Origin of the sequence: Paenibacillus sp. FSL K6-4396, from assembly GCF_038002525.1 — a bacterium.
GTDB classification, from domain to species: Bacteria; Bacillota; Bacilli; order Paenibacillales; family Paenibacillaceae; genus Paenibacillus; species Paenibacillus amylolyticus_B.
Map to the genome: position 1 here is coordinate 1,274,101 of NZ_JBBOCR010000001.1, position 15,378 is coordinate 1,289,478.

Sequence of the window (15,378 nt, forward strand, 5' to 3'; positions counted from 1 at the left end):
AACAACGGAAATCATAAAAGAGAATTAATTGAATAAAAGGAGGAGAACGGATGCATTTGATCTTGAAAGCAAGCGGCGCTGACGCGGGGATTGTATCCCATTTGTTAGCGAAGAACCCGCTGAATATATATGACCGCGTAGACAAAGGCGTACGTGTAAGAATGGTGTACACCACCGCTACAGAGAACGAAACGGAAGTGCTGATTCATGCCGAGCCAGATCCTGTGGATCTGGTCAGAGGCACACCTGATGGATATGACATTACGCAATATATCAATGATCGTGAGTTCGTGACCAGCAGCCTGTTCTGCTCCTACATACGTGGGGCGTTAGGAACGGCCCTGAATGGCAAGCCCAAGGAAGACTATGTGCAATGGGTAGGTCACTCTTTCGAATTGGAACTGACCTTTGGACCGGTGGCATCCGACCTGCCGGATCGGGTTGTGGAGGAATTATTCTCGCCATTGGGATATGCAGTTTCGATGGAACGTGGAGAGCTGTCTTATTCCTTTGATCTGAAAAATAAAAGCACAGTTCGCCATATCATCTTGCGTGGTCGTAACACGGTACAACATGCATTGCGTCAGCTTTTTCTGCTGATTCCAGTGCTGGATAATTACAAACACTATTTCATCAGTGAAGATGAGATCGATAAAATCAAACGTTACGGTGAAGGGTGGCTGGATGCTCATCCACTGAAAGAGCTCGTTGTGAAGCGTACGCTTCGTTTTGCCGAACTGATCCGGCAGTATGAGCGACAAGAGGGTGCCTTGTCTGCGTCTCTTGGACAGGAGAGAGAAACAGGTCACACCTCAGACACGGTTATTCAGGAGAATAACGTGGGACATCAGGAAGACAGAGAACAAGATCAACGTGAGTCCGAGTCCGTTAGCGATGGCGTACAATCAGAAACTCCTGTGCGGTTAAACGAGTTGCGTTATCGAGCGATTACGGATGTGGTGTCAGCGTTGCCAGTCAAACGAAGCATTGTGGATATGGGAGCGGGTGAGGGCAAGCTGTCCGCTCGTTTGGCGTACGTTCCCGGTGTGGAATCGATTCTGGCCGTTGAACCTTCCGGTCAGTCGCGGCTCCGGGCCATGGAGCGCTTCGCGAAGCTGGAGGGTCGTTCTGGAGTGGTGGCTATGCCGGAGCCGATCATCGGTTCACTTTTTTATTTTGACGAGCAGATGCAAAACCAGGACGTCATGATCCTGTGCGAAGTGATTGAGCATATTGAGGAATATCGTCTGAACAGAATTATGGATACAATCATGAACGAATATCAGCCAGAAGTGCTGCTAGTTACTACGCCAAACAAGGAATATAACGAAGTGTACGCAATGGAGCAGGAAAGCTTCCGTCACCATGACCACCGTTTTGAGTGGACCCGTGCGGAGCTGGCTATCCGGTGTGAGGAATGGACGCAACAGGGGAGCTATGGCTACGAGATTAAGGGTATTGGTGAGAATGCAGAAGGCTATGGACAACCTACCCAACTGGTCATTTTTGAGCGGAGAAAGGAGAGTCAATCATGAGGAGAAAAATGAGACCAAACGAAATCTCGGATGAAGGCAGAGAACGTCAGGATCGAAAAAGTGGGACGGAGGAAAGACAGCGTGAGATTCGTCTACCCCACGCAGGCATTGTCGTTCTCGTCGGCCCATCCAACAGTGGCAAAAGTACGTTGCTGGATCGCCTCGTTGAAGAAAGCGTCATTCGGCGCACGGAAGCCGTCTCGTCCGATCAATTCCGTATGCTGGTTGGAGATGATGAGTATGTGGATTGGAAACACCGTCCCCGCAGTGAAGCGGATGTGATCTATGCCGAGTATCAGCAAGTATCGGCCAAAGCCTTTGAAGCGATGGAGGCGATGCTCGCAACCCGCTGTCGTCTGAACAAGCTGACCTGGGTGGATGCGACACATCTGTATCCAGAGGATCGGGAGCGACTGATTCAGGTAGCAAGAAAGGCCCATGTGCCTGTGATTGCTGTTGTGCTGGATATTCCGGAAAAAGAACTGCTGGAACGTGATGCCCAGCGGGAGTATCCGCGTGGACGTCAACGGGTGAAACAACAGGTGCAGCAGTTCAAGCGCACATTACGCTCGATCCGTGAGGATGGCTTTGATGCCAGTTATGTGCTGAAGCAGCCGGATGAGATTACGTTTGTCCGCACATCCAATCCGCTGGTGACTGACATGGGTACAGGTATAGATATCATCGGAGATATTCACGGCTGTTACGAAGAAATGATGGAATTAATCGTGCGTCTCGGGTATGTGGACGAGGATGAAAGTGGCTTGTACCGTCATCCTGAAGGACGAAAATTGGTTTCAGTCGGTGACGTAACGAGCCGTGGGCCAGAATCATTAAAATGTCTGTTGTTCTGGCAACGTCATTGTGCCGCCGAGCTAGCCTACATGATTGACAGTAATCACGGCTGGAAGATTGCACGTTATCTGGATGGTCGTGATGTTACGCTGAATCATGGTGACGAACGGGTAGAGATGGAGTTGCAACAGCTTGAGCAGGAGCACGGTCAGGAGACGGCGAAGCGAGTACGTGCAGAGCTTAGGTCATTTCTGCTTGAAGCACCATCTCATCTGGTGTTTTCCCGGGACGGGGTAAGACAAGTCGTTGTTGCACACGCAGGGATTCGAGATCATTTTATCGGCAAACAGTCCAAACGCATTCAGGATTACTGCCGATATGGCGATGTGGATGGGATGGATGAGCAAGGTCGGCCGGTGCGCAAGGATTGGTACGTGGATCACAATTCGGGTGAATGCATTGTTTGGGGACATGATCCTCGTCCATATCCTACAATTGTGAATGATACAGTCAATATTGATCAAGGTGTCGTTTTTGGTGGCATGCTCACTGCTTGGCGAATGCCAGAACGTGAGGCAGTCAGTGTTCCGGCGAAGCAGGATTATGCGGGAGATCCGGATAGTCCATTAAAGCGCTGGGAACAGCGGCGTTTTGCTCCGCCTAACATACGTAAGTTCAAGGAGGGTTTCACGGTTCAGACAGCATCCAAACTGGATGTGTCTGTGCACGGTGAGGTGGCGAAGACGGCAATTGATACGTTTTCCCATTATACTGTACCGCTGGAAGAACTGCTCTACATCCCGCCTACGATGAGTCCGCCGCCGGGTGTATGTTCTGTGGAGGGATACCTGGAGCATCCACAGGATGCATTTCAGTATTATCGTTCTCAGGGAGTTACCCGTATGGTTGCCGAGAAGAAACACATGGGCAGCCGGGCCATTGTACTTCTTTTCCGTGATGAGCAAGCTGCGGTGCAACGAGTGGGTCGACCCATGCTGGGGAACATCGTGACAAGGACGGGACGATCCTTTTTTGATCCTTCGACAGAGCAGAGTGTGCTCTCGAAGTTACATGCGGACTTGACCGCAGATGGTTATTTTGATCGTCATCAGACGGAATTTGTACTGCTCGATGCCGAGATTGTTCCTTGGAATCTAAAAGCGCGTGAGCTGATTGCTTCACAATATGCACACGTTGCCGAAGCCTCCATGATGGATCGCTCTACGGTGCTGGACAAACTGCGTGAAGCTGAAGCAGCAGGTCGGAATGTAGATGAGTGGTTGCAGGAGACAGCAGGAAAACTTGCTAATGCCGAGACGTTCCGCGATGTATTCCAGAAATACTGCTGGGATGTGGAGGATATCGGGGACATTCGAATTGCACCGTTCCACACACTAGCACATAGCACGGGAGCATTTTTGGAGCAAACACATGAATGGCACATGGAACAAAACCGTGAGTTCGCTCGCATGTCGACCATGATGATGGAGACAGAATATCGCGTAATTGCAAATGAGGCGGATGAAGCGGATGTTATTCGTTGGTGGAATGAGATTACAGCGGAAGGACACGAAGGTATTGTCATCAAACCTGAAACGTTCCGCGCCTGGAATAACAACAAAATGATTCAGCCTGCGATTAAAGTACGAGGACGTGCATATTTGCACATCATCTATGGGATGGATTACCTGGCACCCGAGAATCTGTCTCGACTTCGTAAACGCAAAACGTCCAAAAAAGAACGTCACGCCTTAATGGAGAGTGCTTTGGGTATGGAGGGGATTGAGCGCTTTATACGCAGAGAGCCGGTGGAACGAATTCACGAATGCGTGCTGGCGACGTTATCGCTGGAGTCGGAGCGAGTAGACCCACGTTTGTAACTGTTAAAGCAAAAGAATAAGAAATAAAGATGAAGCGGGTTCGGAGTTAATCCAAACCGGCTTCATGTGCGTATAAACTTCGTTAAAGTGAAACCTCATCAGGCCATTTTACTTGGCGCTGCAACCTTTGACATGACCTGGATCAGTTGGTATGAGCAACGGCGCGAATCTCAATCAGTTGATGAGGGAAGGCGAGTCCGGATGTCCCAACCATCGTGACAGCCGGACGATGCGTACCGATGTACTCTTTGTACACGGCAACACATGGCTCAAGATGCTCCTGAGGATGAACCAAAAAAATCTCCAGTTCAGCAATGTTCGACTTGGTCACGTTAAATCCTGCGAGCACGCGATCCAGGTTATCCAGTGTCTGGCGAACCTGCGCTTCAATATCATCGACACCAATAAAGGCTCCCTGCATATCATGCGAAAATTGTCCTGCAATGTAGATTGTACCGTTAACACTGTATCCCTGAGCAACGCTAAATGCGTCTTCCCACGGGACACCGTGGCTATATATTTGAGCTGTAGACATATATTTCTCTCCTTTGGGAATTCAAGATAAGGTTAGTATAAACGGAGAAAAACGATTTGGGCAGTACGCACTTTCATGACAGTGACTATCCATAAGGATAGTGTGAACGCAGTGTTTGTAAGCCTAACGACTCATTCCAGAGAATCTTTATATCAGGATATTTAATTTAGGTATAACTAACTTAAGTCCTATATCCTTCCACTAGAATCTGGGTAATAATTATAGTAGGCAAGTGATTAATGGAATCTCATAACGTAACGATAGGGGGTAACCTGTATGGCATCTGTGATTCTGCTGGTGAAACAGACGGAGGACGATGAGAAGGTTATTTATCGCTTCGGACCGAATGAGCGAAAGATGGGGCTCATTGAGATGAATAAGATCAAGGAAAGTGTGAGGGAACTGGAACCTGTCCAGGTGGATGGGGTAAGTCCGAGTTTTTTCTTTAACCGAGCCGCGCAGCGACTGGTACGATGTTTATTCAGGGAAGGCGGCAAGTTCCCTGAACGAACGACATTTGAAACATAGTTTCAGCAACACAAAATAAGTCCACAACCCTGCTCATGGGTCATGGACTTATTTTTCATTTCAGAACGTTTTGGCAAAAGAGATCAGTGCTGTAATTGTAATAATGTTCAAGAGCGTAGAGATCAGCACTGTCTGGGCTGCAAAATCGGGTTCGTTATCGTATTCTTCCGCGAGAATGGATGCGTTGACACCGGTCGGCATACCCGAAGCGATAATGAGTGCCTGTGCAGCGATACCTTCCAACCCAAGCATTAGCACAATTGAAATCCCGATAGCCGGGCCAATCAGAAGTCGCAAAAATGTGCTAATATACACATCAAGACGGTATAGTTGAATTGGATATTTTACAATCTGTGCTCCGAGTGTCAGAAGCGCCACGGCAACCATACTTTGCTGCGCATAGGTCAGCGGCATGGACAGGAACGTAGGCAAGGGAACTTTCCACATGTGTAACAGAATCCCCAGCAAGAGCGCATATGGAACAGGCATTTTAAGAAAACCAATAATCACCGCACGGTAATTACCTTTGAGCTTCGCGCCCTGAATGGACAACACGCCATAGGTGAAAGTCAGTAATGCCTGCAAAGACATGACCAGTGCCTGAATGGAAGAGGCGAGTGGATCGCCGCGGAATACCAGTGCATTGATGGGCAGTCCATAGTTGCCTGCGTTATCCAGCATAATGCTGTTGTTGAAAGCAGCCTTCATGCCTTTATTCATCCGAAGCGAGCGCGCAAATACAGAACCTACAATATAGAGAATCAATACATATATCGCGTAAAAGAGTGTCACGGTCCCAAGCAGTTCGCCCGACATATCCGAGTGGTACATGCTCATAAAGACGGCTGCGGGGGTAATACAATAGAAATTGATTTTGGCGAGTGTGTACAAGTCCAGCTTGAACACCTTTTGCATCCAGGATCCGACGGCAATGAGGAGAAAGACGGGCAGGACGACTTCAAGCATGATGTCTGCAATCATTAGTTCAGCTTCCTTTTTCATGAAAATTTCATCCGATTTCGAAAATGCTTTGCTTATTATATCATTTTATACACAACCAGACGTGGAATAGGCTAAAAAAGATCAGGAGGTGTTGCATCATGATTCCAGATCATCTGGATGTTGGTTTATCGATATTGTTTATTGGCTTCAATCCTAGCATTACGTCTGGAGAGACGGGTCATCATTATGCGTACAAAGGAAACCGGTTCTGGCGCATTCTTGAACGATCGGGATTAACCCCGCGTTTATACGATGCACAGGAGGATGGAGAGTTGCTGAAGCTGGGATATGGATTCACGAATATTGTGGCCCGTCCCACCAGAGGTATGGAGGATATTACAAAGGAAGAGTACGCAGAAGGACGACAGATTTTACGGCAAAAGCTGGAGAAATACCGACCGGACATCGCTTGTTTTGTCGGAAAAGGTGTATACACCCAGTACAGCAAACGTGCCAAAGTGCAATGGGGATTCCAGGACGACCCGGTCGTCAAGGAAATTCAGGAGTTCGTCGCTCCGTCGTCCAGTGGGCTCGTGCGCATGTCGATGGATGAGATTGTGGCGATCTATTCACAGCTTGCTGATTTTGTTGAGGACAAGAGCAGGGAAAACTAAGAGGTAAGACAGCAGCAGTAATAGGCTACCACGAAACCTATAGAGAATGTGCAGCGACAATCACAGAATGTTGGTACGCAGAGTTCACCCTGTCGGCTTCGCCGATGAGGGCGAATTCTTTTTTTTGGATAAAGTGAGAGGTTTCGGGAACGGCTTCCGTCTATATAGTACAGAACCATGCATGGAAGCTGTAGAGAAGGGGGATTACATGACTCAACAGATACCGGAGGAGGAGCTTATTCAGCGCATTGTTGAAGGAGATAAGCAGTTGTTCTCCGTGCTTGTGGATCGATATAAAAATAAAGTCTACGGCATCATGCGCGGAATGGGCGCGAGTCATCCGGATGCACAGGATCTCGCTCAGGATACGTTTATTCGTATCTATCGTTATCTCCCGTCGCGGCGGGAGGGAAGCAGTTTCTCGTCGTGGGTGTACACCATTGCGGTGAATCGGATGCGGGATTTTATACGGGAAAAGAAACCCGTGATGATTGCGGTCGATCAGGGGATCGAAGCTGTCAGTAATGAAACACCGGAAAAACGTGTGCTGCATAAAGAGATGCAGCGTGAAATATACCGCCAGCTCGAACAATTACCTGAATCATATCGCCTGGTGTTATTACTAAAGTACACAAACGAGTTGAGCTATGAAGAGATTGCAGACATTACAGGCATGAGTTCAACCAAAGTGCGCAACGTCCTTTATCGCGGAAAAAAAACGCTGAGGAAGCAAATGGAACGCAAAGGAGGTTTAGCTACGTATGAAGCCTATTTCAAGGGATGAAGAGCGGTTGTGGGAAGAGCATCTGTATCGAGAGGAGCCGGATGCGGATTTTACGCTTAAGCTCATGCAGAAGCTGGATGGCGTGTCCATGGAAAGTGGCGAAGACGGAAGTCCATTCGTGAACAAATCCATGAGAGCGCATTGGATGCGCCGGACGGGGATCGCCGCAGCGGCAGTTGTGATGCTTGCCGGAGGGGCATGGTTTGCATTTGACCGTACTGCAGAGCCAGCGCAACCCGCAGTAAATGCTGTGGATCGTCTGCCATTGCCTAACATCCCTGTGCCTGAAGCATTGAAATATTCATATTTTGCAGATGATTACAAACGTCTTAAACCTCTTGGACTTGTCGTTAATCCGAACATCAATATTAATGACCAGGGCTATACGCTTAAAATTGAAGACGTGCTTGTAGACCGATCTCATATGGTAATGACCATGCAACAAACAACACCTGATGGATTAGGGTTATCACGGTTACTGTCTGAGATGGGGAGAATTCATGTTACGGATGAAGAGGGGCGACAGGTTGCTACTCTTGCAAGAGATACCAGAACTAAGGGTTCCGTAACTGAACGATTGTTATTCCAGTTTCATGATGAAATTCCGGATCAGGTGGTCGTGCGGGGTGAACTGCGTAATTTAAATGTGGGCAGATATTATGATTACGAGAAGAAATCCTACGAAGATAGAGATGTTACGGTGGATTGGAGCTTCCAATTCAATATCGATATGACCAAAGCCAAATCATTGGCTGTTGAAAATTCTATGGATAACACCTATACGACGCCAGAAGGACTAAAGCTTGATATGACACAGCTTGTACGCACGCCAAACGGAACCCGGCTTGACATGAATGTGAGTCTGGATGATAAGCTTCGTGCCAAAGTTAATGAGGATTGGGCGAACTATATGGGCATCATCTACCATCTTGAGATTCCTGAAACAAATGAATATCGAATTTTCAATGGAATAAGACCAGATGCCCGTCAAGCCAAGTTTCGACTCCAAGATCTGAGTGACTTAAGAAATGGTGGGCCGTTGAAGTTGTCGGAGACATGGGACCCTGCATTTGTTACGGTAGATGCGAAGAACATTCGCTTTGTTCTGGATGGTTACACCCTCCCGGTGAAGGAAGAGAAATCAGTGGAAGTTGATCTGGAGAAGAGGCGTAAGGACGCTAATTTTTATACTTTTGTACATTTTGAACAACTAGGAGATGAAATATTATTTTATGATTTTGATTACGAGCCACTGATGGAATCGTATGATCCTCCGAAGATTGATGTAAAGGAAGGGTATTCACTAGTTCTGAAGGGGAGTGGGACGTTCCGAAATGCTTTCATGGGTGATCGCTGGGTTGCAGTAGATTCGGATGGAAAAGAGTATCCTGTTGAAGTGAACGGTTATCCGGATCAACCTAATAATAACGGTGAATACGTTGAAGATGATCTGCAATTAAAAATTCGGGGGTTTAACGAAGAAAAGGGTACAAAATTCACTTTGAAAAGAACCGTAGTCAATAGAGAGTATCGCGATGTAAATTGGGAAGTGGATCTTCCGTCGTACAGTAGTCTGCCTTGGCTGAAATAACCACTAGTACAATTCTTAGACATGAAGTAAAAGAAGCTTCGAATGGATGATATAAGGATGGATGGATCAACAGATTTAAGTGTGAATGTAAAAGAAATATAAGGATATAAGCCTAATATACGAAAGAGGCCCTGCATAATGGTATGCGGGGCCTCTTTCGTATGGATCAGATTTAATGGGAAAGCAAATACCTAACGAATTCATCTTAAGAACAGAGCGGTTACCCGTACCGGATTACGCCGATTCCCTTGGAATCAACGTGGTCGATAACATAACCGTCTCTTTAGGTGTCCCCGGGCGTTCGATCCGACGTTGTAAAGCTTCAACGGCACGTTGTCCGAGTTCCTCTTTGCACAGATTAACCGTTGTCAGAGGCGGGGAGGAAGTCACCGCAGAGTGTACATTGTCGATACCGATGACAAGGCAATCTTTAGGTGTGGAGATGCCCATCTCCTGTAATTTGTGCATCCATTGCAAAGCAATATCATCATTAACACCAATCCAGGCATCGGGACGTTCGTCTTCTGGCATGTTTTGAATGTTAGTGGCTAACTGGTTAACCCATTCCCCGTTCTCATACGGAATATTCCATTCTCTGAAGCTGGTCGTATGACTGGTATCCACATGGAAATGATTTAAGGCCAACTCAATCCCGATCTTCCGCTGCGCGAAGCTCGCAGCACGACCATCATCTGTGATGAGGCCGATCCGTCGGCAATTCATAGACATCAAATATCTCGCAACAGTAATACCAGCTTCCAGATTATCATGGCTGATCGTATCACAATTCAGCAGTGGCTCCTGATGATCTACCAGAATAATAGGCCGACCCGTCTGAGAGAGTCTTTGCAGTACCGTATGAGAAAAAGCACCCATGACAATAATTCCTGCACAACGTTCCCAGTCCAAATGAGGAGCAATAGCTTTTTCGGGAGAAGTGTTCTCGTCTGTCACTCCGAGTGAGGGGGATACAATGGCATGATGCCAACCACGCTCATTACAGGCGGAGATCATGCCTGACAGAACACGTTGCCAGTAGTGGGGTTCACCGCGATTGAGCTGATTCATGCATATGAGAGCAAACGGTGGATCGGACGGGTCTGCATGGTTTGCAGTAGCAGGACTATTGCTAGCACCAGGAGTACTTTGGCGATATCCCAAAGCCCGAGCGAGTTCCAGTACCCGTGCGCGTGTCGCTTCACTGACACCCGTCTTGCCACTGAGTGCGCGGGAGACGGCATATTTGGATAATCCGAGCTGGTCAGCCAGCGTCTGAATGGATACTTTGCGTGACATATCATTACTCCTTCGTATGTAAGCGAACTGCATAAATCCATTGAGATGACCTCTAAGAATTGACGATCCTCTTCGGACACAGTACACTTACAAATAATAATGTTATTATAAATTATCATAACAAAAATAACAATAGAGTTATAAGGAGACGACATCCATGGAACAGTTCAGATTACCGAAAATCCCTATGCCACAACTGGAATTGCCACAAGCTGTGCAGGATATTCTGACTGAGGCGGACGAGCGTTTGCAACATCGACCGAGATTGCTGGCTCAGTTTCGAAATTGTTTTCCGAATACACTGGAAACGACCACGAAGCTACTGGAGGATGGGACAACCTTTGTGATTACAGGGGATATTCCCGCCATGTGGTTAAGGGATTCCGTAGAGCAGGTCATGCATTATGTTCCGTTTGCGAAGGATGATGAGAAGTTGCAGCGTATTATCGGAGGCCTGATCAAACGGCATACGTTCTACGCTGATATGGATATCTATGCCAATGCGTTCAATGAAACGGCGAATGGATGGCATTGGGATGCCAATGATGAGACGCAGATGTCACCGTGGGTATGGGAACGGAAGTTTGAACTGGATTCTCTATGTTTCTCCATGAAGCTGGCTTATACATATTGGCGGGAGACTGACCTGACGGATATATTCGATGAGCGATTCAAGAAAGTGATGGAGAATATCGTACAACTATGGGAGACGGAGCAGCATCACGCAGAGCAATCACCTTACCGGTTCATGCGGCGCAATTGTCCTGCCCATGATACGCTGCGTAATGAAGGATTGGGTATGCCGGTGAATTATACGGGGATGATCTGGTCCGGATTTCGTCCGAGTGATGATGCCTGTGATTTTCATTATAATATTCCGGCGAACATGTTCGCTGCGGTAACCTTGCGCCAGATGGGGGAGATCGCGAAGTGGGTGTTCCGGGATGAGCAACTGGTGAGTCAAATGGCTCGTTTGGAAGAAGAGATACGACACGGCATTTCTCTGTACGGTACATACCGTCATCCAGAGTATGGGCAGATCTATGCTTATGAGACGGACGGTTACGGCAACTTTTGTCTGATGGATGATGCGGGCACACCTGGACTGATGTCCATACCGTATATGGAGTTTTCTTCGGTGGAGGATGCTGTGTATCAGAACACACGCCGATTCATTTTGAGTAGGGAGAATCCGTTCTACTATGAAGGGAAGGTAGCCAAAGGGATCGGTAGCCCGCACACCCCGCCGGGATACATCTGGCACATGGCGTTATCCATGCAGGGTCTGACCGCAGACAATGATGAGGAAATGCTGGCCATGATTGAATTGCTGGAGAACACGGATGCGGATACGGGATATATGCATGAAGGCTTCCACGCCGATGATCCCAGCACGTTCACTAGACCATGGTTTGCTTGGTCCAATAGCCTCTTCTCACAACTGGTGTACAAGGCAATGAAAAAAGGAATTTTATAAAAGATACATTATAAAAAAAGAGTTCTTACTGCTCGAGAAGCAGCCGTTCCGGTTACGAATCGTTCTTTTGATCGCTGTTATCCCCGGATTTCCTGATCGACTTTTGTAAAGTCGAAATCCGGTGATAAAGGCGAACACTTCGTTTCTTCAGAATCGATTTCGTCCCCTACACTACTTCGTGTTTGTCAGAAACTTTTTTGTACCTTGTATAGGAGAGGGGAGTAGGTAAAAACAATAAAGCCCAAACTGCTGAACTTTGCAGTTTGGGCTTTGTTTAATTGAAAAACACAGGCGCTTTGCTATGTGTTTTTCAGTAGATCGGCGATGAAGACTTTCTGGCCTGTGCGGGCGCTTTCCAGGGAAGCGAGGACCATGGCCATGCTGAACTGGTTATCACTGCAATCGGTCTCAGGTAATCGTCCGGATTCCAGTGCGGCGAACATGTCTTCGAGACAGCCGTGGTGACCTGTTTTGTCCATGACAGGCAGTTCCGCTTCAATTCGCTCACTTGGCTGGAAAAAGGATGGTTTGCCGTCAGCATCCAGGCTTTGCGCAGCAAGCACCTCAGCATAGATGTCATCATGACCATCCCAGATGGCGGTTCCTTTTTCACCGATTACGCGCCAGCTTGCTTCCCATGATGTGGGTACACCCTCCGCGCACCAGGAACCGCGATAGTTGAATACGGACCCGTCGGACATCTCAAATATACATAACGCCATCGCATTGCCCTGATACCAGGAACCTGGAGGATTGAACTCATGGCAATACACCGATAAAGGGTTGGCTCCGAGAATATATCGTGCCTGATCAAATGTATGTATAGCCATATCGAGCAGCAGCGGGCTATCCATCAGATCCCGGAATCCGCCAAAGTGTGGCCCGAGGAAGAAGTCAGCCCCTGCGTAACCTACCTGCCCTATAGCTCCGCCGGAAATGAGGTGCTGGTAGGCGCGGATACGCGGATCGAAACGGCGGTTCTGCATGACGGCTTGAATGTGTCCTGTACTGCGAGCGGTTTGCACAATATCTGTGCAGTCGGAGAAGGACTCTGCCAGTGGTTTTTCGCCAAATACATGACAACCTTCCTTCAGCGCTGTCATAGCAATGCCGTAATGACTCGACGGAATCGTGACATCGAATACGATATTAGCACCAGTCGCTTGAATGGCTTCACGGATATCGGTGAACGTAGGGCAGGTGAGCCCATGTCTTGTAGCAAAAGCAAGGGCTGTCTGTTCATACAGATCGACCAGTCCCACGATTTCTGTATCTGGCCTTTGCAAGGCATAATCCGCCCACGTGTTTGCCATGGCACCGCAGCCGGCGATAATTACCCGATAAGGATGAGTCATGTTCTCATCTCCTTCGCATGGATTGTGTTATACAGCTCGCATGGTTTCCTATACCGGATTGGGCACAAAATCGCCGCCGCGGCATTGTTTCAAATATCGTAATGCATGCACCTGTCCGGTCATTTCAAGTTCGTCTTTGTAGACGGGATCATGCCAGCCTTCAATATCAATCGTGCCCTGATAACCGTTCTGACGCAGAATGGTGATAATGTCTGCCCAGTTGTTATCCCCGAAGCCCGGGGTGCGGTGCCAGACAAATTCCCGTGGACCGTGTACGCCGTATTCCTTGACAATGTCCCAGGCAATCGTGGCATCTTTACCATGTACGTGGAAGACTTTGTGAGCCCATTTGCGCAGCTGTGGAATCGGATCGATCAGGCTGGACATTTGATGGCAAGGCTCCCACTCCAAACCAACATTTTCATCAGGGACAGCATCAAACATCATCTCCCAGGCCGTTGGGTTATGGGCAATGTTCCAGTCGCCTGTCTGCCAGGTTCCCCCCATATCACAGTTTTCAAAAGCAATCCGTACACCCCGGTCTGCTGCCCGGCGTGCCAGTTCACCAAATACTTCCTTGAACCGGGGGATGGACTCGTTAATGGGTTGGTCGGTTAATCGTCCGGTGAACCCGGAGACGATATCTGCACCAAAGAGCTGTGCATGATCGATCACCCGCTCCCAGCTCGCCAATGTATCGGCGTTGTCTCCGGCTCCGGTGAGCGGATTACCAAATACACTCACCGCGGAGATGACGATACCTTGTTCGTCCACGATTTCACGGACACGTTTGGCTGTCTCTGCCAGGTCCAGGTCGCCAGTTGTTTGCCAGAAGGTCAGGTTAAATGATTCGAAGCCGTGTTGCATGATCTGCGGGATAACGCGGACGGCGTCCTGCCCGCCTACAAGGGTACCGATGCGTAATGATTTATTCATGGTTGTATTTCACTCCAATATTGGCTTATAGTACTTCGTGACACATTCATTATAGCCGTGGATTAAAGGGATGGCTCTAAACAATCTTGTGTAATAATAGTCGGATCTTGTGAAGAGGGGGAAGAAGTCGTGCTGGATCTGAAAGCGCTTCACGAAAATACCCGAATTGACCATAAATCACATCCATTTCAGCTGTTCCAAAATCGGTGTTCAGATATGAAAGCGGAAGAATGTATTCTGTATCTGCATTGGCATGAACATTTTGAGCTGATTATCATGCGCAAGGGAAGTGCGCTTTTTCATATTGATAGCAAACCTTATGTGGTTCGAGCAGGTGAGGTCATTATCATTCCTGGAGGTACATTGCATGTCGGATATGCTCTGGATGACGAGGATGTGCATTATGATTCCGTTGTGGTCAACCGTGCACTGTTCCATGATTTCACTCATGATCCTGTGCATGAGCAATATGTCGCGCCGTATTTGGAAGGAAGGGTGAGGTTTCCGGTCAAACCGGCAGAGGAAAACAAAGCCTGCACAGGCTATTATTCTTTGCTGAATGAAGCTGTGGAGGAAATGGCGTTACAGCCCCCGGCTTATCAGCTGGTAGTGAAGTCCAAACTGCATGCTTTGTTCACCCTGCTTGCGCGAACCTTTATGCCACAGCAGTTGCCGGATCGATCAGTGGGATCGTATTTTCCCAATCGCGAACGTTTCAAACAGTTGATTGCACAGATTGAAGCGGACCCCACAGGTAAAATGTCTGTTACGGAAGCGGCAAGCCACGTGGGATTGAATGCGTATCACTTCTGCAAAATGTTCAAAAAGCTGACCGGACGTACCTTTGTTGAATACGTGAACGGGTGCAGGATGAGTGAGGCAGAGCAACTGCTGCAAGGCAGTAGTCTGACCATTACTGAGATCGCCGCCAGAGTCGGCTGCGACAACGCCAACTATTTTACGAAACTGTATAAGCAATACAAGGGGATGACTCCCTCCCAGGGGCGGTTGAAGAAAGAAGGTTGAGTCACAAAAATGTTCCGTTCATCG

Annotated in this window: 13 protein-coding genes; 8 read left to right on the plus strand and 5 right to left on the minus strand. The window is 48.1% G+C overall.

Annotated elements, in window-relative coordinates:
- The first annotated feature begins 50 nt into the window (after positions 1-50).
- The gene (locus MHB85_RS05630) at positions 51-1,535 is read left to right on the plus strand and encodes a 3' terminal RNA ribose 2'-O-methyltransferase Hen1 (protein WP_192132903.1); all 1,485 of its coding nucleotides are present in this window, start codon (positions 51-53) and stop codon (positions 1,533-1,535) included.
- Positions 1,532-4,210 (plus strand): polynucleotide kinase-phosphatase, encoded by a 2,679-nt coding sequence (locus tag MHB85_RS05635; protein WP_244660961.1) that lies wholly within the window; start codon positions 1,532-1,534, stop codon positions 4,208-4,210. Before MHB85_RS05630 ends, MHB85_RS05635 begins: the two co-directional genes overlap by 4 nt.
- A 142-nt stretch (positions 4,211-4,352) precedes the next feature.
- Here MHB85_RS05635 and MHB85_RS05640 read toward each other — a convergent pair whose 3' ends face one another.
- The gene (locus MHB85_RS05640; RefSeq protein ID WP_192132905.1) at positions 4,353-4,745 is read right to left on the minus strand and encodes a RidA family protein; all 393 of its coding nucleotides are present in this window, start codon (positions 4,743-4,745) and stop codon (positions 4,353-4,355) included.
- 276 nt (positions 4,746-5,021) lie between these two features.
- Here MHB85_RS05640 and MHB85_RS05645 point away from each other — a divergent pair, with 276 nt between their 5' ends.
- Entirely contained in the window at positions 5,022-5,273 is a 252-nt protein-coding gene (locus tag MHB85_RS05645; protein WP_091015650.1) for a hypothetical protein, read from the plus strand.
- A gap of 60 nt (positions 5,274-5,333) precedes the next feature.
- Here MHB85_RS05645 and MHB85_RS05650 read toward each other — a convergent pair whose 3' ends face one another.
- The gene (locus MHB85_RS05650; RefSeq protein ID WP_192133213.1) at positions 5,334-6,254 is read right to left on the minus strand and encodes an AEC family transporter; all 921 of its coding nucleotides are present in this window, start codon (positions 6,252-6,254) and stop codon (positions 5,334-5,336) included.
- A gap of 119 nt (positions 6,255-6,373) precedes the next feature.
- Here MHB85_RS05650 and MHB85_RS05655 point away from each other — a divergent pair, with 119 nt between their 5' ends.
- The 3 genes from MHB85_RS05655 (at position 6,374) to MHB85_RS05665 (ending at position 9,264) form a co-directional block, all read left to right on the plus strand.
- Complete coding sequence (locus tag MHB85_RS05655) at positions 6,374-6,889, plus strand: mismatch-specific DNA-glycosylase (protein ID WP_192132907.1); 516 nt, start codon at positions 6,374-6,376, stop codon at positions 6,887-6,889.
- A 208-nt stretch (positions 6,890-7,097) separates the two neighbouring features.
- Positions 7,098-7,673 carry a sigma-70 family RNA polymerase sigma factor gene (locus MHB85_RS05660; protein WP_192132909.1) on the plus strand — a complete coding sequence of 192 codons (576 nt, stop codon included), beginning with the start codon at positions 7,098-7,100 and terminating at the stop codon, positions 7,671-7,673.
- Positions 7,651-9,264 carry a DUF4179 domain-containing protein gene (locus MHB85_RS05665; protein WP_192132911.1) on the plus strand — a complete coding sequence of 538 codons (1,614 nt, stop codon included), beginning with the start codon at positions 7,651-7,653 and terminating at the stop codon, positions 9,262-9,264. Before MHB85_RS05660 ends, MHB85_RS05665 begins: the two co-directional genes overlap by 23 nt.
- A 234-nt stretch (positions 9,265-9,498) precedes the next feature.
- Here MHB85_RS05665 and MHB85_RS05670 read toward each other — a convergent pair whose 3' ends face one another.
- Entirely contained in the window at positions 9,499-10,560 is a 1,062-nt protein-coding gene (locus tag MHB85_RS05670; protein WP_179198482.1) for a LacI family DNA-binding transcriptional regulator, read from the minus strand.
- Positions 10,561-10,717: 157 nt separating this feature from the next.
- Here MHB85_RS05670 and MHB85_RS05675 point away from each other — a divergent pair, with 157 nt between their 5' ends.
- Complete coding sequence (locus MHB85_RS05675) at positions 10,718-12,037, plus strand: glycoside hydrolase family 125 protein (RefSeq protein WP_091015639.1); 1,320 nt, start codon at positions 10,718-10,720, stop codon at positions 12,035-12,037.
- Positions 12,038-12,336: 299 nt separating this feature from the next.
- Here MHB85_RS05675 and MHB85_RS05680 read toward each other — a convergent pair whose 3' ends face one another.
- Both MHB85_RS05680 and MHB85_RS05685 read right to left on the minus strand, forming a co-directional pair.
- Entirely contained in the window at positions 12,337-13,392 is a 1,056-nt protein-coding gene (locus tag MHB85_RS05680; RefSeq protein WP_091015637.1) for a Gfo/Idh/MocA family protein, read from the minus strand.
- A gap of 48 nt (positions 13,393-13,440) precedes the next feature.
- The gene (locus MHB85_RS05685) at positions 13,441-14,328 is read right to left on the minus strand and encodes a sugar phosphate isomerase/epimerase family protein (protein WP_076214488.1); all 888 of its coding nucleotides are present in this window, start codon (positions 14,326-14,328) and stop codon (positions 13,441-13,443) included.
- Positions 14,329-14,457: 129 nt separating this feature from the next.
- On the opposite strand from MHB85_RS05685, the gene MHB85_RS05690 reads away from it, so the two are divergent.
- Positions 14,458-15,354, plus strand: coding sequence for an AraC family transcriptional regulator (locus tag MHB85_RS05690; protein WP_091015636.1), 897 nt, complete (start codon positions 14,458-14,460; stop codon positions 15,352-15,354).
- Positions 15,355-15,378 lie beyond the last annotated feature (24 nt).